This window comes from Pseudomonas sp. M2(2023), assembly GCF_030263955.1.
Classification (GTDB): Bacteria; Pseudomonadota; Gammaproteobacteria; order Pseudomonadales; family Pseudomonadaceae; genus Aquipseudomonas; species Aquipseudomonas asiatica.
This window is the reverse complement of record NZ_CP127114.1, coordinates 1,585,482-1,603,460: the sequence shown is the minus strand read 5'-3', so window position 1 is coordinate 1,603,460 and position 17,979 is coordinate 1,585,482. Positions and strand designations below refer to the sequence as shown.

The 17,979-nt window shown below is 62.3% G+C and carries 20 protein-coding genes; 1 reads left to right on the top strand and 19 read right to left on the bottom strand.

What is annotated here, in order from left to right:
• Positions 1-2: 2 nt before the first annotated feature.
• The 15 genes from QN085_RS07460 to QN085_RS07390 all read right to left on the bottom strand — a co-directional run bounded on the left by QN085_RS07460 (position 3) and on the right by QN085_RS07390 (position 12,857).
• Complete coding sequence (locus QN085_RS07460; protein ID WP_013971585.1) at positions 3-608, bottom strand: DUF4823 domain-containing protein; 606 nt, start codon at positions 606-608, stop codon at positions 3-5.
• A 66-nt stretch (positions 609-674) separates the two neighbouring features.
• On the bottom strand, positions 675-1,643 hold the full coding sequence (locus QN085_RS07455; RefSeq protein WP_023661448.1) for a GTP 3',8-cyclase MoaA: 969 nt from the start codon (positions 1,641-1,643) through the stop codon (positions 675-677).
• Positions 1,644-1,796: 153 nt separating this feature from the next.
• Entirely contained in the window at positions 1,797-2,432 is a 636-nt protein-coding gene (locus QN085_RS07450) for a TetR/AcrR family transcriptional regulator (protein ID WP_013971583.1), read from the bottom strand.
• 411 nt (positions 2,433-2,843) lie between these two features.
• On the bottom strand, positions 2,844-3,626 hold the full coding sequence (locus QN085_RS07445; RefSeq protein WP_013971582.1) for a TatD family hydrolase: 783 nt from the start codon (positions 3,624-3,626) through the stop codon (positions 2,844-2,846).
• A 30-nt stretch (positions 3,627-3,656) separates the two neighbouring features.
• A complete protein-coding gene (locus tag QN085_RS07440; protein ID WP_013971581.1) occupies positions 3,657-4,643 on the bottom strand; it encodes a DNA polymerase III subunit delta' in 987 nt (328 codons plus the stop codon).
• Entirely contained in the window at positions 4,636-5,268 is a 633-nt protein-coding gene (gene tmk, locus QN085_RS07435) for a dTMP kinase (protein ID WP_023661450.1), read from the bottom strand. The genes QN085_RS07440 and tmk overlap by 8 nt, the downstream gene beginning before the upstream one ends.
• Positions 5,269-5,277: 9 nt before the next feature.
• A complete protein-coding gene (mltG, locus tag QN085_RS07430; RefSeq protein WP_013971579.1) occupies positions 5,278-6,480 on the bottom strand; it encodes an endolytic transglycosylase MltG in 1,203 nt (400 codons plus the stop codon).
• Positions 6,481-6,484: 4 nt separating this feature from the next.
• Entirely contained in the window at positions 6,485-7,300 is an 816-nt protein-coding gene (gene pabC / locus QN085_RS07425) for an aminodeoxychorismate lyase (protein WP_013971578.1), read from the bottom strand.
• Positions 7,300-8,544 carry a beta-ketoacyl-ACP synthase II gene (gene fabF / locus QN085_RS07420; protein ID WP_015269411.1) on the bottom strand — a complete coding sequence of 415 codons (1,245 nt, stop codon included), beginning with the start codon at positions 8,542-8,544 and terminating at the stop codon, positions 7,300-7,302. Before fabF ends, pabC begins: the two co-directional genes overlap by 1 nt.
• 188 nt (positions 8,545-8,732) lie before the next feature.
• Entirely contained in the window at positions 8,733-8,969 is a 237-nt protein-coding gene (acpP, locus tag QN085_RS07415) for an acyl carrier protein (RefSeq protein ID WP_013971576.1), read from the bottom strand.
• 203 nt (positions 8,970-9,172) lie between these two features.
• A complete protein-coding gene (gene fabG, locus QN085_RS07410; protein ID WP_003247160.1) occupies positions 9,173-9,913 on the bottom strand; it encodes a 3-oxoacyl-ACP reductase FabG in 741 nt (246 codons plus the stop codon).
• 15 nt (positions 9,914-9,928) lie between these two features.
• Complete coding sequence (gene fabD / locus QN085_RS07405; protein ID WP_023661404.1) at positions 9,929-10,867, bottom strand: ACP S-malonyltransferase; 939 nt, start codon at positions 10,865-10,867, stop codon at positions 9,929-9,931.
• Positions 10,868-11,119: 252 nt separating this feature from the next.
• Entirely contained in the window at positions 11,120-12,130 is a 1,011-nt protein-coding gene (gene plsX, locus QN085_RS07400; protein ID WP_023661403.1) for a phosphate acyltransferase PlsX, read from the bottom strand.
• A gap of 3 nt (positions 12,131-12,133) precedes the next feature.
• On the bottom strand, positions 12,134-12,316 hold the full coding sequence (rpmF, locus tag QN085_RS07395) for a 50S ribosomal protein L32 (protein ID WP_003247154.1): 183 nt from the start codon (positions 12,314-12,316) through the stop codon (positions 12,134-12,136).
• Positions 12,317-12,329: 13 nt separating this feature from the next.
• Positions 12,330-12,857: a YceD family protein gene (locus QN085_RS07390; protein WP_012313431.1), complete on the bottom strand. Its 528-nt coding sequence runs from the start codon at positions 12,855-12,857 to the stop codon at positions 12,330-12,332.
• Between the two features lie 96 nt (positions 12,858-12,953).
• On the opposite strand from QN085_RS07390, the gene QN085_RS07385 reads away from it, so the two are divergent.
• Entirely contained in the window at positions 12,954-13,532 is a 579-nt protein-coding gene (locus QN085_RS07385) for a Maf family protein (protein WP_024086523.1), read from the top strand.
• 102 nt (positions 13,533-13,634) lie between these two features.
• On the opposite strand, the gene QN085_RS07380 is transcribed toward QN085_RS07385, so the two are convergent.
• The 4 genes from QN085_RS07380 to rluC form a co-directional block, all read right to left on the bottom strand.
• A complete protein-coding gene (locus QN085_RS07380; protein WP_013973518.1) occupies positions 13,635-14,588 on the bottom strand; it encodes an IS110 family RNA-guided transposase in 954 nt (317 codons plus the stop codon).
• A 252-nt stretch (positions 14,589-14,840) separates the two neighbouring features.
• On the bottom strand, positions 14,841-15,830 hold the full coding sequence (gene sppA, locus QN085_RS07375; protein WP_013971572.1) for a signal peptide peptidase SppA: 990 nt from the start codon (positions 15,828-15,830) through the stop codon (positions 14,841-14,843).
• Between the two features lie 6 nt (positions 15,831-15,836).
• The gene (locus tag QN085_RS07370; RefSeq protein WP_013971571.1) at positions 15,837-16,511 is read right to left on the bottom strand and encodes an HAD family hydrolase; all 675 of its coding nucleotides are present in this window, start codon (positions 16,509-16,511) and stop codon (positions 15,837-15,839) included.
• Between the two features lie 3 nt (positions 16,512-16,514).
• The gene (gene rluC, locus QN085_RS07365) at positions 16,515-17,471 is read right to left on the bottom strand and encodes a 23S rRNA pseudouridine(955/2504/2580) synthase RluC (RefSeq protein ID WP_013971570.1); all 957 of its coding nucleotides are present in this window, start codon (positions 17,469-17,471) and stop codon (positions 16,515-16,517) included.
• Positions 17,472-17,979: the final 508 nt, after the last annotated feature.

The following is a 17,979-nucleotide window of genomic DNA, read 5'->3' as shown; positions in this document are numbered from 1 at the left end:
CCTCATTCACTCACACCCAGAAGGCTACGAGCGTACTCGCGCATCGGCGCGCCTAGCAAATCCTCCGGAGTTTTATCGTGGAACGTCAACAAACCGCCACGACTCTTGATACGTGCAGTGTCGATCAGGTAGCGGGTGCTGGTTTCGATGAGCATCATCTGCACCACGCCGGTGTCCCAGCCCAGGCGGTCGACCGCTTGTTCGTCATACCACTCGTCGCCATTGCCGATACGGTCGTCGGTGCGCGCGAAGCGGGTGTACAGCACGTAGTCGGCACCCACCGAACGCGCCTGGGCAATGGCCTCTTCCAGGCCCAGTGGCCCTTGGGCGCGACGTACCAGCGGGAAATATTCGACGAAGCTCTTGTAAGCCTGCTCGGCCACCGCGTTCTGCCGCGGCACCGGTCCCTTGCCCGGAGGCACGAACGCGCCCTGGCCGATGAAGATGAACGAATCGGGCTGCAGGCGGATCGACAGGGTGCGACGGGTATCGCTGTGGTCCAGCAGACCGGCATCGCTCATGTGGTAACGGACGCCCTCGCCCATATCGCTGACATTCATGCAACCGCCCAACGCCATCAGCGCCAGCAGCAAAACCAGGCTACGCATCTTTCCTCCAGTGGCCGGCGACGAAAAACCGGCGAATAGCTGGCGGATGCAGCTTTTGCGCCAGCTTCAGCCGCCAATCACCTTCATCACCATCACATCGCCGGAGAACGCCAGGTCCTGCTTGTCTGCCAAGGCCTTGACCAGCAAGCGCTGCAGCGCCGGCAGCGCCTGATGGCGCGGTTTTTCCAGAAGGTCACCGACGAAATGACGATTGCCCGACGACAGGCAGCCATGCAGCCAGCCCGTGGAAGACAGGCGCAGCCGCGAGCAGGTGCGGCAGAACGGTACGCTTTCGTTGGCGATCACGCCGAAGTGGCCTCTGCCGGGCACCTGATAACGCAAGGCAGTGGCGTCCAGCGGAGCATCGACCTGAACGTAGGCATGCTTGCCAGCAATCAGTACGAGCAGTTGGTCGAGGCCGACGAACTGCTGCAGAAAGACGTTTTGGTCACGCGCCAGGTGGCCCATGCGCATGAGCTCGATGAAGCGCAGTTCGAAGCCGCGCTCAAGGCAATAATCCAGCAGCGGCAGCACCTGATCGAGGTTGTACCCGCGCATCGGCACCATGTTCACCTTGATCTGCATGCCCATGGCGCTGGCCCGCTCCATCCCCGCCAGCACGCTGGCCAGGTCGCCGCCCCGGGCAATACGGCGGAACGCCTGAGGGTCGAGGGTGTCGAGGGAAACGTTCAATCGGCGGATACCTGCCGCCTGCAACTGGGGCAACTTGCGCGCCAGCAACTGGCCATTGGTAGTCATCGAGATATCGTCAAGGTCGAGCTTGGCCACGGCGGCCAGGAAAGCATCCAGACGCGGACTGACCAATGGCTCACCGCCGGTGATGCGCAAGCGTTCGATGCCGGCGGCTTCGATCAGGTAGGCCACGCCACGAGCCAGTGCCTCCGCCGACAGTTCGTCCTGTGCTGCCACCAGGCGCTTGCCGTCTGGCACGCAGTAGGTGCAGGCATAGTTACAGGCAGCCGTCAGGCTGACGCGCAGGTTGCGAAAACGCCTGCCTTGACGATCGACGATCATGAATGACTCCGGCATGGATGATGGGGGCCGGCAAAACCTGACTCATAAATCAGTTTTTTGCAAGCCCTGCACATCGCCGAAATAGGTAGGAGCAGCCTTTCGCAGCACAAGGCTGCTGCTACCGGTACTGCGTATTACCTGAACGCGGATGCTTCAGTTCGAAGGTTCCGGGTCGCGCTTGCGCTTGTTGCCCATGCGCACGCCAATGTCCATCAGGAACTGGAAGAAGCCTTCCTGGTCCTCCAGCACATTGCTCCAGAACGGCGAGTGGTAAAGCGCCACGGCGCCGTGCACCAGCGCCCAGGCGGCGCAATAGTGGAAATACGGCGGCACGTCTTCGAGCTTGCCTTCGCTGATACGGCCCTTGATCAGCTGGGTCAGGCGGTCGAAGTTGGAGGCACGTATGCTGTGCAGCTGTTCGACCATTTCCGGTACCTGGTTGCCCTTGACCACCTTTTCTTCCAGGCGGTCGAACAGCCGGTAACGCTGCGGATCGCGCATGCGGAACTCGAAGTAGGCTCGCGACAGGGCTTCCTTGTCGCGATCGACGTCGGCCGAATGCAACAGCCCGTTCAGGTCGCGCTCGTAGTCGAGCATCAGGCGCAGGTAGATCTCCGCCTTGGACTTGAAGTGCTTGTAGATCGTGCCTTTGCCGATGCCCACGGCGTCGGCGATCATCTCGACGGTGACGCTGTCTTCCCCCTGTTCGAGAAACAGCTTGAGCGCGGTGTCGAGGATTTCCTGTTCGCGACGGCGAAACTCACGGACCTTACGAGGTTCTTTCTGCATAGGAAGGACTGGATGACAATCGAAGCGGTTTATTATGCCTAACTTGCAAGAAATTGCACGGATCATCCAAGCATGTCTGTGTTTCACGATGCTTATGGCCATGCGCTGCGGGAGGAATGAAACGTGGACGTATTCCAAATTTGTTTAAAAATCGATCAATATGCACTGGCACTGCGCCAAAGCTGACTAATACTTGAAGTGTTGGCGCGGCGCATCCCCCCCAAGTGGCGCGCCGATAAAGGTGCTCAGGGACCGCGTACCTTTGTTTTACTCCTAATGGTCTTAACCCGGATTCCCCCCCCAGAACCCGGGTTTTTTTTGGGTGTTTCGAGGGGAAATGAAGCCGGGGGTTCAGGTTTGGGGTTGGTGGGGATTGCATGAGGAACACCAGGCGCCCGCCACCCCTTCGAGTCAGGCCACCCGCGCCAACGGGAACAAGCGCTTGAAGTTGGCAGTGGTCTGTTCGGCCAACTGCTCATAACTGGCCCCGCGCAACGAAGCCACGTACTCCGCCACCTCACGCACATACTGCGGCAAATTCGGCTTGCCGCGATACGGAATCGGCGCCAGGTACGGCGAATCCGTTTCCACCAGCAAACGATCGACCGGCACCTGCCGCGCCACTTCACGCAGGGCATCGGCATTGCGGAAGGTAACGATGCCAGACAACGAAATGTAATACCCCAGGTCCAGCGCCGCCTTGGCCATGTCCCAGTCTTCGGTGAAGCAGTGCAGCACGCCGGCCTGCGGCAGGTTGGCCTCGCGCAGCAGCGCCAGGGTATCGGCACGCGCCGCACGGGTATGCACGATCACCGGCTTGCCGGTCTGCCGCGAGGCCTCCAGGTGCAGGCGGAACGAGGCTTGCTGCAACTCGGCTGCTTCCGGCTCGTAGTGGTAATCCAGCCCGGTTTCGCCAATCGCCACCACATGCGGGTGAGCCAGCTCGCGCAGCAGCCATTCCAGCGCCGGCGTTTCGCCCGGCGCCAGGTCCAGCGGGTGCACGCCCACCGAGCAATCGACATCGGCGTAACGCTCGCTCAGCGCCTTCACCGCACCAGCATTCTCGGCACTGACGCCAATACACAGGAAATGCCCGACCCCGCGCTCACGCGCCGCCTGCAGGGCAGCATCGAGGGAGCCCTGATGGGCGCTCAGGTCAAGACGGTCGAGGTGGCAATGGGAATCTACGAGCATGGGATAACGACACACATGATAAAATGAAAATCAGCGGGCGCCCGGCAACTGCAGCCAGTGGGCCAGCAGCGATTCAAGCAGCAGGGCGCGGTTGAGGTTGGCCTTGCCCAGCACCTTCTGGCGCTGCTCCAGGATCCATGCCTGCACCTCCAGTACCTTGGCCTGGTGGCTCTTCTGCGCCAGGTACTGCACCACCTTGCGCATATCGGCCAAGCCTAGCCCTTCCTCGTCCTGGGTCAATTGGTAGCGCAGAATCAGGTGCGCCCAATCGCAGAACCAGTCGAACAGCAGCAACAACGGCACACCGTTCCAGGCATCGGCCAGCTGGCTGGGCGATTGCTGCTGCTTGAGCAGCTTCTTCACCCCGTCGGTGACCAGCGCACGCTGCTCTCGCACGCCTTGCGCCTGCAAGCTGACCGCCATCAGCGGCGAACCGGCAGCCAGGGTCAGCAACTCGTCGCGCTCGGTCTCGTCACTGTCGGGCAGCGCGCCGGCCAGCCAGGCTTGGCTCTGGGCCAGGCTGGGCTGCGGGCAGGCGACCTGCTGGCAACGGCTCTTGATGGTCGGCAACAGACGGCTGGGCTGGTGGGTGACCAGCAGCAACACGGTATCACCGGAGGGTTCTTCGAGGCTCTTGAGCAGGGCGTTGGAGGCGTTGACGTTCATCGCCTCCACCGGCTCGATCAGTACCACCTTGCGCCCACCCAGCTGCGCGGTCTGCACCACGAAGGCCACCAGCTCGCGTACCTGATCTACCTTGATAGGCTTGTCAGCTTCTTCGGGCTCGAGTACGAAGTTGTCCGGGTGGCTGCCGGCCTTGAGCAGCAGGCAGGACTTGCACGCGCCACAGGCCTCCAGGGCCTGGGGCTGCTGGCACAGCAGGCGGGCCATCAGGCGCTCGGCCAAGGCCCGCTTGCCGATACCCTGCGGCCCATGCAGCAGGTAGGCGTGAGCGTGCTGGCTGCGGCCGGCCAGCTGCTGCCAGAGGGCCTGCTGCCAGGGATAGGCCTCAGCCACGGCAACGCTCCACGATGCCTGGTAGCAACGCATCGATGGAGCGCTGCACGGCCTCCAGAGGCTGGGCGGCATCAAGCAGGGTATAGCGCTGTGGTTCGCGGCCGGCGCGCTGCAGGTAGGCCTGGCGCACTGCTTCGAAGAACGCCTGGCCTTCCTGCTCGAAACGGTCCAGGCGGCCGCGGGCGGCGGCGCGGGCCAGGCCCACTTCGACCGGCAGATCGAAGACCAGAGTCAGGTCCGGGCGCAGGTCGCCCTGGACGAATTGCTCCAGGATGGCGATACGCTCGACTGGCAAACCACGCCCGCCGCCCTGGTAGGCGTATGTCGCATCGGTAAACCTGTCACACAAGACTACGGCCCCGCGGGCCAGCGCCGGCCGGATCACCTGCGCCAGGTGCTGGGCACGCGCAGCGAACACCAGCAACAGTTCGGTGTCGGCCGCCATGCTTTCATCGCTGGGCGCCAGCAGCAGCTCACGCACCTTTTCGGCCAGCGGCGTGCCGCCGGGCTCACGGGTCAACACTACGTCCAGGCCCTGCTCGCACAGGCGCGCAGCCAGGTAGTCGCGGTTGGTGCTCTTGCCCGCACCTTCCGGGCCTTCCAAAGTAATAAACAAGCCGCTCACAGGCAGTCCTTAATGTTGTTCGTCAGGCATCGGCCGTTCGGCCGCTTGCGCGCCGCCGGCAGGGGCGTCCTGCACAGGCGGCTGGTCGGGCGCTGGCTGCGCGGTAGACTCGTCGGCAGGGGCTTCGGGTTGTTCGGCCTCGTCGGTACCTGATTGTGGTTGTGGCTCTGGCTGCGATTGCGGCGCGGGGCTGGAGCGGTAGTCCGCACGGCGCTTGAGCTGGAACTCGCGCACCGCCGAGTTGTGGTCGTCGAGGTCGTCGGAAAACACGTGGCTGCCATCGCCACGGGCAACGAAGTACAGGCTGGTGCCATCGGACGGGTTGAGCGCCGCGTGAATCGCTTCGCGACCGACCATGGCGATCGGGGTCGGCGGCAGGCCGGTGATGGTGTAGGTGTTGTAGGGCGTCGGCTCGCGCAGGTCGGCGCGGGTGATCTTGCCGTTGTAGCGCTCACCCATGCCGTAGATCACCGTCGGGTCGGTCTGCAGCATCATGCCCAGGCGCAGGCGCCGCACGAAAACGCCGGCGATCTGCCCGCGCTCCTGGGGAATGCCGGTCTCCTTCTCTACCAGCGAAGCCATGATCAGCGCCTGGTACGGGTCGCGGTATGGCAGGTCGGTGGTGCGCTCGGCCCACTCCTTGGCCAGCACTTCGTCCAGGCGCATGTAGGCCTGCTGCAGCAACTCGACGTCGCTCATGCCGCGCACGAAGCGGTAGGTGTCCGGGAAGAAGCGCCCTTCAGGGAACACACCGGTATGGCCGAGCTTGTCCATCACTTCCGAATCGGACAGCCCGTCCAGGGTGTGCTTGATCTTTTCATGCTTGGCCACGGCCGCGCGCACCTGGCGGAAGGTCCAGCCTTCGACCAGGGTGAGGTTGTACTGCACCACGTCGGCCCGACGCCAGGCATCGAACAGCTGCTCCACGGTCATGCCGGGGGTCAGGCGATACTCACCGGTGTGCAGAGGGGTGCCAGCCATGTTGAAACGCCAGTACAGACGCAACCAGACGGCGTCGTCGAGCAACCCTTCGTTCTGCATGCGATAGAACATGCGGTTGGGGGTGGTGCCATTGGGCACGTCCAGCAGGCGCTCCTGCGTCACGTGCAGAGGCTGCTCCAGGACCGAGTTGACCTTCCAGGCCGACCAGCCCACGGCAAGGCCGGCGAGGATCAAGCCCATTTCCAGCAGCAGCAGGAATTTACGTCTCACGAATTCAGGTTTCCAGTAACGTACGGGCAACGGCCTGCAGTTTACGGGTGAGCGGGCCCGGCGACCAGTTTAGCTCGGCAACGCCTCGCACGGGCCAGACACCGTAGACGCTGTTGCAGACAAATACTTCATCTGCCTGCTCCAGAGCGTCGAACGGCAGATCGCAGACCTGCACCGGGATGCCCTGCAGCACTGCCTGTTCCAGCAACGCGCCCCGCATCACGCCAGCGACGCCACAGCGGCTGAGGTCAGCCGTGAACAGCGCGCCATCGCGCACCAGGAACAGATTGCTGTACACACCTTCGATCACCCTGCCCTGCCCATCACGCATCAGGCCTTCGGCATGTTCGCTGTCCTGCCATTCGGCACGGGCCAGCACCTGCTCCAGGCGGTTGAGGTGTTTGAGGCCGGCCAGCAGCGGTTGTTCCCCAAGCCGGGTCTGGCACGGAAACAGTCGCACGCCCTGCTCGGCATTGTCGACAGGATAGCTGGGCAACGGGCTGCCCTGCAGAATACGCCGCGGCGCGGCACCGGCAACCGGTGCGTAACCGCGCTGGCTGTCACCACGAGTAAGGATGAGTTTGGCTACACCATCACCGAGCTGGCTGGCATAGCGCAGGAGTTCGTCGCGTACCAGCGCCAGGTCGGTACTGATCGCCAGGCGCTGGCAACCCAGCGCCAGGCGTGCGAGGTGGCCGTCCAGCAAGCTGGGCCGGCCGTCGCGCACGGCGATGGTCTCGAATAGCCCATCGCCGTAGGCCAGGCCGCGGTTCTGCAGGTTGACTGCAGCCGCCGGCTGGCCATCGATCCAGCTTTGCATCAACCGGCGAACCGGCGGAATACCAGCGAACCGTTGGTACCGCCAAAGCCGAACGAGTTGGACAGCACCACATCGATCGGCATGCTGCGCGCTTGGTGCGGCACGAAGTCGAGGTCGCAGCCTTCGTCCGGCTCGTCCAGGTTGATGGTGGGCGGAGCCATCTGGCTGTTGATTGCCAGCACGCTGAAGATCGCTTCTACGGCACCGGCGGCGCCCAACAGGTGGCCGGTCATCGACTTGGTCGAGCTGACCGCCAGCTTGTAGGCATGCTCACCGAACACGCGCTTGATCGCCGCCACTTCGGCCACGTCGCCAGCAGGGGTCGAGGTGCCATGGGCGTTGATGTAGCTGACCTCTTCCGGCTGGATGCCGGCATCGCGCAAGGCGTTGGCCATGCAACGGGCAGCACCTTCACCAGTGTCGGGCGGCGAAGTCATGTGGTAAGCGTCACCGCTCATGCCGAACCCGACCAGTTCGGCATAGATGGTCGCGCCGCGGGCCTTGGCATGCTCCAGTTCTTCGAGCACCAGGGCACCAGCACCGTCGGACAGCACGAAGCCGTCACGGCCCTTGTCCCACGGGCGGCTGGCACGGGTCGGCTCGTCGTTGCGAGTGGACAGTGCGCGGGAGGCGCCGAAGCCGCCCATGCCCAGGCCGCAGGCAGCCATTTCGGCACCGCCGGCGATCATCACGTCGGCTTCACCGTAGGCGATGTTGCGCGCAGCCATGCCGATGCAGTGGGTACCAGTGGTGCACGCGGTGGCGATGGCGTAGTTCGGCCCTTGAAGCCCCAGGTGGATCGACAGGAAGCCGGAGATCATGTTGATGATCGAGCCAGGCACGAAGAAAGGCGAAATACGACGCGGCCCCGAGTCGTGCAGGGTGCGGCTGGTTTCTTCGATATTGGTCAGGCCGCCGATACCCGAGCCCATGGCCACGCCAATACGCTGGCGGTTGGCGTCGGTGACTTCCAGGCCGGCATTACGCACTGCCTGGAACCCGGCCGCCAGGCCGTACTGGATGAACAGGTCGAGCTTGCGGGCCTCTTTGGCCGACAGGTATTGCTCGACCTCGAAGCCTTTCACCGAGCCGCCAAAACGGGTGGAGTAGGCAGACAGATCCGTGTGTTCGATCGGACCGATGCCACTGCGGCCAGCCAGAATGCCCTGCCAGGTGCTCGGTACATCAGTACCCAGTGGCGACAGCATACCCATACCGGTGACCACGACGCGTCTACGCGACACAGTACTCTCCTTTTCTAATGACAGAGTTTCTTGCCATTGCATTCAAGCGATGGAATGAAATGGCAACAAGCTCTTGATACCCGGTGAACGAGACCATCCTGCAAAACGCAGGGTGCTCGCAAAGAAAAAACCGCACGCCGGCAAAGGCAGTGCGGTTTTTCCCGACAAGAAGCGTCGACTACAGCGTCTTAGGCCTGGTGGGCTTTGACGTAGTCTACAGCAGCTTGAACGGTAGTGATCTTCTCGGCTTCTTCGTCAGGGATTTCGGTCTCGAATTCCTCTTCCAGAGCCATCACCAGCTCAACGGTGTCAAGCGAATCGGCACCCAGGTCATCGACGAAGGACTTCTCGAGAGTCACTTCCTCTTCCTTGACGCCCAGTTGCTCGGCGACGATTTTCTTGACGCGTTCTTCGATGGTGCTCATACCTAGTTTTCACTCCTAATGGACATATGTCAGGCAGCTGGCCGGTGGCTAATTTTATAGAAAGACGTTCGCTTTTCAAGCTCAACGCACCTTCACACCAGTCACCACACCCGCTGCCTGGAATCTGGTTGCAGCTTTATAACGGATTTTAGGCTCGCAGTATGACTCTTTTTTTACGAAATCCGTCACATTGAGTTGCAGTGTTACATGTACATCCCGCCGTTGACCGGCACGGTAGCGCCGGTTACGTAGGCTGCGCCGTCGGATGCCAGGAACGAAACCACCTTGGCAATTTCGTCGGCCTGGCCCAGGCGGCCCAGCGGGATCTGGGTCTGCAGGGCTTCGCGCTGCGCTTCTGGCAGCTCGCGGGTCATGTCGGTGTCGATGAAGCCCGGGGTCACCGAGTTGACGGTGATGCCACGCGAGCCCACTTCACGCGCCAGGGCGCGGCTGAAGCCTTCCAGGCCGGCCTTGGCGGCCGCGTAGTTGGCTTGGCCGGCGTTGCCCATGGCACCGACGACCGAGCCGATGCTGATGATACGGCCCCAACGTGCCTTGGTCATGCCACGCAGCACACCCTTGGACAGACGGTAGAGGCTGTTCAGGTTGGTATCGATCACGTCGAACCACTCGTCGTCCTTCATGCGCAGCATGAGGTTGTCACGGGTGATACCGGCGTTGTTGACCAGGATGGCCGGTGCGCCGAACTGCTCGCCGATGGCGGCCAGCACAGCTTCAACCGATTCGGCGCTGGTCACGTTCAGTTCCATGCCGGTACCGGTGATGCCGTGTTCTTTCAGGGTGGCAGCAATGCGCTCGGCGCCGGAGGCCGAAGTGGCGGTGCCGATCACGGTCGCGCCCTGGCGGCCCAGCTCGAGGGCGATGGCCTGGCCAATGCCACGGCTGGCGCCGGTGACCAGTGCAACTTTACCTTGCAGGCTCATGCAAGCTTCTCCAAATCAGGCCAGTGCCGCGCGGGTGGCGGCGACGGCGTCAGGGGTATTGAGGTTGTAGGTGGTCACGCCATCGGCGCAACGCTTGTTCAGGCCGGCCAGGACCTTGCCCGGGCCGCACTCGACCAGGTTGACCGCACCGTTAGCGGCCAGGGTCTGCACGCATTCGACCCAGCGCACTGGCTGGTACAGCTGCGCCAGCAGGTCGTGCTTGAGGGCATCGAGGTCAGCGGCAACGGCAGCGGTCACGTTCTGCACCACAGGAATTTGCGGGGCGTGCCACTCAATGGCGTTGACCGACTCGGCAAAGCGCTCGGCAGCCGGCTTCATCAGCGCGCAGTGCGACGGCACGCTGACCGCCAGCGGCAGGGCGCGCTTGGCACCCTTGGCCTTGCACAGCTCGATGGCGCGATCGACGGCGGCCTTGTTGCCGGCGATGACCACCTGGCCTGGCGAGTTGAAGTTGACCGCGCTGACCACCTGGTCTTCGGCCGCTTCGGCGCAGATTTCCACGACCACGGCGTCGTCCAGGCCAAGAATGGCGGCCATGGCGCCATGTCCGGCCGGCACGGCTTCCTGCATCAGCTGGCCCCGGCGCTCAACCAGGCGCACGGCATCTTTCAGGCTCAGGCTGCCGGCGGCAACCAGGGCGCTGTATTCACCCAGACTGTGACCGGAGACGAAGGCCGGCCTGGCACCACCCTCCTCCAGCCACAGGCGCCACAGCGCGATGGAGGCGGTGAGAATGGCCGGCTGGGTCTTGTCGGTCTGGTTGAGTTGCTCTTCCGGGCCTTCCTGGACCAGCTTCCACAGGTCGTAACCGAGTGCCTCGGACGCTTCCTTGAAGGTTTCGATGATCACTGGCTTCTCGGCGCCGAGCTCGGCGAGCATGCCCAGCGACTGGGAACCTTGACCGGGAAAGACGAATGCGAGAGATGCAGACATTGAACAAGCCCTTATGATCTTGTCGTCGGATAGGGTGCGCCGGCTTTGGACCAGGCGCGGAATCTGAAAGCTTGGATGGATACACAGACCAAGCGGTCACATTTAAGCACTTCAGCGGCGATATGCCTAAGGTCTTTATTCCTTCAGCACCGGCCTCTTCGCGGGTAAACCCGCTCCCACATGGGCACCACAGACCTGAAGGTTATGGGGCACCTGTGGGAGCGGGTTTACCCGCGAAGAGGCCGGCACAGGCTACAACAGCAGGTCCTCGAGCCGCCCATGCAAGCGCTGCGGCAGGTTTTCCTGGATCTCGATCAACGCCCGCTGGATGGCACTCTGGAAGCCCTGCACCCCCGCCGAGCCATGGCTCTTGATGACGATGCCCTGCAACCCCAGGAAACTCGCGCCATTGTGCCGCGCCGGTGCCAAATCGGCCTGCAGGCGTTTGAGCAGCGGCATGGCCACAGCCCCGGCCGCCCGCGACAACACACCACCCTTGAACAGCTGCTCGATGCGCGCACCGATCATCGTCGCCAGCCCCTCGCTCGACTTGAGCAGGATGTTGCCGACGAACCCGTCGCACACCACCACATCGGCTTCGCCGCGATATAACCCGTCACCTTCGACGAAGCCTATGTAGTTGAGCCCGCGAGCGTTCTGCAACAGGCTGGCCGCCAGCTTGACCTGCTGGTTGCCCTTGATGTCCTCGGTACCGATGTTAAGCAGCGCCACGCGCGGCCGCTGCACACCCAGGGCCTGGGCGGCCACCGAGCCCATCACGGCGAACTGGTAGAGGTTCTCGGCGCTGCAGTCGACGTTGGCGCCAAGGTCGAGCAACTGGCAGTAACCGGTCTGGGTCGGGATCGCCGCCACCATGGCCGGCCGGTCGATACCCGGCAGTGTCTTGAGCACGAAACGCGAGAGCGCCATCAGCGCCCCGGTATTGCCAGCGCTGACGCAGGCCTGAGCCTTGCCGTCGCGCACCAGTTCGAGGGCGATGCGCATCGACGAGTCCGGCTTGCCGCGCAGCGCCTGGGATGGCCGCTCGTCCATACCGATTACCTCGCTGGCGGCCACGATTTGCAGGCGCGCGCGATCCGCAGCCGCAAGGCCGCTGACAAGATCTTCGAGGAGAGAGGGTTGACCGACGAGGGTCAGGTGCAGCGAGGGGGTAGCCGAAAGGCAGGCAATGCTAGCCTGGACAATGCTGCGGGGACCGAAGTCCCCGCCCATTGCGTCGATCGCGATGATCTGAGCGGACAAGGATTACTCGTCAGCGCCCTTGTCGACCACTTTGCGACCACGGTATACGCCTTCTGGCGAAACGTGGTGACGCAGGTGTACTTCACCGGTGGTTTTCTCTACCGACAGCGCGTTTTCCGACAGGGCGTCGTGCGAACGGCGCATGTCACGGGCAGAGCGGGATTTTTTGTTCTGCTGAACAGCCATAATTGATTAACTCCTAAACGTTTGGGTCACGCTTTAACTGCGCCAAAACACTGAACGGGTTGGACCGCGATACCTCGTCCTTGCTCGATTCGGGCTCGTCTGCGCCCGCCGGCTGCTGGCATTCTTCCGGATGATGAGCAGGCACGATTGGCAAGGCGAGCAGAAGCTCCTCCTCGATCAATGCCTGCAGATCCAAAGGATCTTCGCCCAGTTCCAGCACGTCATAGCCTTTCGGCAACGACTGGGTATTCGCACCCTCCTTCACCACGGCGTATGTACATTCGCTGTGGATCGGCAGGGTGACCAGCTCAAGACAACGCTGGCAAACCATCTTGACCTCGACGTCCAGCTCGCTGTGGATAACCACCACGTGCTGTTCATCTCGTTCAAAATCGAACTTCGCCTGCACCGTACCGACATTGTCGGAAAGCGGGTCGCAGAGTCTTTCCAAATCAGCGAGCTGCAGCGAACCGTTAAGGGTTACGCCACGATCGGCTAATTTGCGCGGGTCAACGTGAGGTGGAATCGGGTCATTCAACATAGGCGCAGCATTCTAGGGATGCCCCCCGCCCCTGTCAAAGGAAATTCGGCGGCATCGTGCGTGATAGAATTTGTTCAACCGATTCAGGAGTCTACCATGCTTCCTCTGTTACTGGCTTCCAGCTCTGCCTACCGCCGCGAACTGCTTGCACGCCTGCGCCTGCCCTTCACCTGGGCAAGCCCCGATATAGACGAGCGACGCCTGGATGACGAACCGGCGGCGGAGCTGGTGCGGCGGCTGGCCAGGCAAAAAGCCGAGGCCCTGGCAGGCAGCCACCCCGGGTACCTGATCATTGGTTCGGACCAGGTTGCGGTGCTGGGCGAGCAGGTACTGGGCAAGCCGCATACCTTCGAGCGGGCCTGCGAGCAGCTGCTGGAGTGCAGCGGGCAGCAGGTGAGCTTCCTGACCGGGCTGGCGTTGCTGAACAGCGCCACCGGGCACTGCCAGGTGGACTGCGTGCCGTTTACCGTGACCCTGCGCGAACTGGACCGGCAGCGGGTGGAGCGCTATGTGGCGGCGGAGCAGCCGCTGGACTGCGCCGGCAGCTTCAAGGCCGAGGGGTTGGGAGTGAGCCTGTTCCAGAGCACGCACGGGTGCGATGCGACCAGCCTGATCGGGCTGCCGCTGATTAGATTGGTGGATATGTTGACCAGAGAAGGGGTGGTGATTCCCTGAGATTTTGGGGCCGCGCTGCGGCCCTTCGCGGGCACGCCCGCTCCCACAGGCGTGTCGCAACCTGCGGGCCTTGCACGATCCCTGTGGGAGATTCTATGGTTTTCAGCAAGCCAGTTTCGCGCCTTTAGTGACGTATTCGTCCTGATTTTTCATCAGGGCGAATGCCACCCGCGCGAGCTTTCTTGCCAGGATTACCAAAGCTTGGGTTGTTGCTTTACCACTGCTCCGATGCTGTTCGTAAAGCCCTTTCCAGGCTGCCGATCTGCTGGCCGCCATCGCAGCGTTGTGCAATAAGCGACGAATTTCTGAACAACCTCGCTTGGTGAGGCGACGTCGCCCATTCTTCTGCCCGGAATCACTGACTCGTAAATCCATTCCTAGGAATGCAATGTACGAGTCACTGCTTTTGAACTCGCCCCTTGTAAAAGCCATCACCAATGCTGCGGCGGTGAGAAAACCAATGCCCTCTACTGCCTGGCAGCGAGCGACTTGTTCCTGTAGCCCAGCGTCTCGCAGTACTTCTTTAATCTTCTTTTGAATCAACTGATCCAGCCGATCTATCGACTTCACAAAAGTTTCGAAGGCGGCTTTCAAAAGGCTTTCGTTAGCCCAGCTCTGAGTCATTGCAGTACGAGCAGTCACCAAGGCGGCTCTGCGTCGCAAGAGGCTCTGAAGCTTGCCGTAGACAGCGGGAGGCGGGCTCCAAGGGCGAAGGTCCTCGCCTTCATTTTTTAAAAAACGGGACAACAACCGAGCATCGGAGGGGTCGGTTTTAACCCGTCCCCCAACACTTTTCCGGTAGTTGCTCAATTGAAAACCATCGATGACATAGACCTCGAAGCCTAGGCTGTGGGCCAATTCAACCAGGTCCAAGTGGTAGACATTGGTCGCCTCAACAGCGATAGCGGTGTTGAGGGTTTGTTGCTTGAGCCACCTTCTGATCTCGAGTTTGGAGTTTTTCAGCCTGATGATCTCGTCGCGATCATCGTGGTGGATAACCAGCTCAGCCTTCGCGACATCCGCACCCACGATCAACTTACCTACCTGCATTGCCATGGGCGGCTCCTCACGTTATGGTTTTTCGGCTTGAAGGGGTTTCACCAAGAGGCGCTGGCTTGCTTCTATCGTCGCTTGCAAACGATGCATTCTTTATCGGCGCTTTGGTGGAAGGGGTGGGGCGATGTCTCCCACGGTCTGTACTGCTGTGAACAGTCAGAATCGGGCATTTAGTCCCACCACCCCTTCAAGTCTAACCATACAAGCGGGCATGCCCGCGAAGGGGCGAAAAGCGCCCCCGGCAATCCCGGATCAGCGCAACTGCGGCCCCTGGAAGCCCATCCACATCGCCAAGCGCTCAGCCACGCTGGCGCCAACGCGCTTGGAGAAGCGATCGAGCGCCGACTCCTGCACGGTGAAGTCCACCAACTCCTTCTCGCCCACGATCTCGCGCGCCACATAGCTGGCACTGCCCAGCCCATCCACCAGGCCCAGCTCCTTGGCCTGCTCGCCCGACCAGACCAGGCCACTGAAGAGCTCCGGATGCTCCTTGTCCTTCAGGCGCTCACCCCGCCCCTGCTTGACCATGGCAATGAACTGCTGGTGCGTGGTATTCAGTACGCCCTGCCAGAACTCGGTCTCTTCCGGCTTCTGCGGCGAGAACGGATCGAGGAAGGCCTTGTGCTCGCCTGCAGTGTAGGTACGCCGCTCCACACCCAGCTTCTCCATGGTGCCGACAAAGCCATAACCGGCCGCCGTCACACCAATCGAGCCCACCAGGCTGGCCTTGTCGGCATAGATCTCGTCCGCCGCACTGGCGATGTAGTAGGCACCGGAAGCGCCAAGGTCGGCGATGACCGCATACAGCTTGATGGCCGGGTATTCGGCCCGCAGACGGCGGATTTCGTCATACACGTAACCCGACTGCACCGGGCTGCCTCCCGGGCTGTTGATGCGCATCACCACAGCCTTGGTCTTGCTGTCCTTGAACGCCTCGCGCAGGCTCTTGACGATATTGTCGGCGCTGGCTGGCTCCTGGTCGGCAATCACCCCGCGCACCTCGACCAGCGCGGTATGGCTGGCACTGCGCGACGCTGCCTTGTCCATGTCCATCAACGGCGTGAACAGGATCAGGATGCCGAACAGGTAGACGAAGGTCAGCAACTTGAAGAAGATCCCCCAGCGTCGCGCCCGGCGCTGCTCCTGAACGCCTGCCAGCAGGGTCTTTTCCAGCAGTTTCCAGCTCTTGCGCTCTTCGCGCTCCTCGGGTTCGGCCTCGGGGGCTTTCCATTCGTCTGCCATGCTTACCTACCTTGGAAATGGAATTGCGGAACCACCCAGCCACTCACGCAACTGGGAAAAATGATCGATGCACACCTGCGGACCAAACTCGGCCAGTGCCTGCAGCGACATGGCACCATAGCCCACGGCCACCGAATGCATGCCGGCATTGCTGGCCATCTGCAGATCGAATGCCGAATCGCCAACCATCAGCGCACGCCCTGCTTCGACACCGCAATGCCCGAGAATTTCCTCGAGCATCAGCGGGTGCGGCTTGCCGCGAGTTTCGTCGGCGGCGCGAGTGATGTCGAAGAACTGCTCCCAGCCATTGGCCTTGAGCACCCGGTCCAGCCCGCGACGCGCCTTGCCGGTGGCCACCGCCAGGCGGTAACCCTCGGCACGGAAGGCATCCAGCGACTCGACCACACCCTCGAACAGCGGCGAGGGCTGCTGGTCCAGGGCCATGTAGATATCGGCATAGTGCTGACGAAACTTTTCGACCTGAGCAGGCGCCAGGTGCGGGTACAGGGTGTGGATCGCCTCGCCCAGGGCCAGGCCGATGATGCCCTTGACCGCATCCTCGCTGCTTTGCGCCTCACCGGCACGCTCGGCGGCGGCGTTCATGGCCTCGACGATACGCCCGATCGAGTCGGCCAGGGTGCCGTCCCAGTCGAAGATCAGTAGCTCATAGCCTTTTTTCATAGATCAGGACGCACTCAGACGCTCAACGGTTTTCGCCCAGACTTCATCCACCGGCGCCTCGAGCTTCAGCTCGCCACCGTCCGGCAGCGGCACGGTCAGTGCGTAGGCATGCAGGAACAGGCGCTTGCCGCCCAAGTCGCGAATTTCACGACTGAAGTCTTCGTCACCGTACTTGCTGTCGCCAGCGATCATATGCCCGGCATGCAGGGTGTGCACACGGATCTGGTGGGTACGGCCAGTGATCGGGCGCGCCTCGACAATGGTGGCGAACTCGCCGAAGCGGCGCAGCACACGGAACAGGGTCAGTGCCTCCTTGCCCTCGTCGTTCACCTCGACCATGCGCTCGCCGGAGCGCAGGTTGCTCTTGAGCAACGGCGCGCTGACCTGCTTCTTCGAGGTCGGCCAGTGGCCGCGCACCAGCGCCATGTAACGCTTGTCGACACCGTCGCCGCGCAGCGCGGCGTGCAGGTGGCGCAGCATGCTGCGCTTCTTGGCGATCATCAGCAGGCCGGAGGTATCGCGGTCCAGGCGGTGCACCAGCTCCAGCTCCTTGGCGTCCGGGCGCAACTGGCGCAGCGCCTCGATCACGCCGAAGCTCAGGCCGCTGCCGCCATGCACGGCGATGCCGGCCGGCTTGTTCATCACGATCAGCGCCTTGTCTTCGTAGACGATGGCCGCTTCCAGGCGCTGCAACAGGCCCTGGGCTACCGGCGCCGGCTCGTCACGTTCCGGCAGGCGGACGGGCGGTACCCGCACGATGTCGCCGGCCTGGATCTTGTACTCCGGCTTGACGCGGCCCTTGTTGACCCGTACTTCACCCTTGCGCAGGATGCGGTAAACCAGGGTCTTGGGCACGCCCTTGAGGGCCGTGATGAGGAAATTGTCGATGCGTTGGCCGGCAAGCTCCGGCGCGACTTCGATCAGCTGAACGCCGGAAGTCGGAGGGGTATTGGTCGTCATGGCGGGATCATAACAATTTTTTATGGAATTGAAGCACTTAATCATTGCTGCTATAGTCGCGAACGCCGCCAAAAGCGGCAGGCCAGCGGCACCAGGCTCCTAGCCGGTCCCTGACCAACGCAATTCTCCAGGACGCGAGGCCGTCCTACGGGGTTTTCGCCAGTTTACCGAATTGCCTGGAATCGCCACCAGCGCTGTGTAGAGAAGACCGAAAAAAAACGACAAGTGCGGTGTTTCACCTGCTTACCCGATTCTTTTCGCTGCACCTCTGCCCGCCCCGTCGCTTCCACGCAACGCCCGGCGAATGCTTCGGAAATACCTGCCTTGGACATGAATGGCGCCAGCGCAGTACCTGCGCTGGCGAAAAATGCAACCCGTTGCGGATTCAGCGCGCGGCAGCACCCGAATTATCAGGGATACGTGCAGGGTGGAGATGCACAGCCCTCGGACCGTGTAGCACCGCGTCCGGCCCACCAGCCCACTGAACGGCTGGCGAGCGGATAAGGTC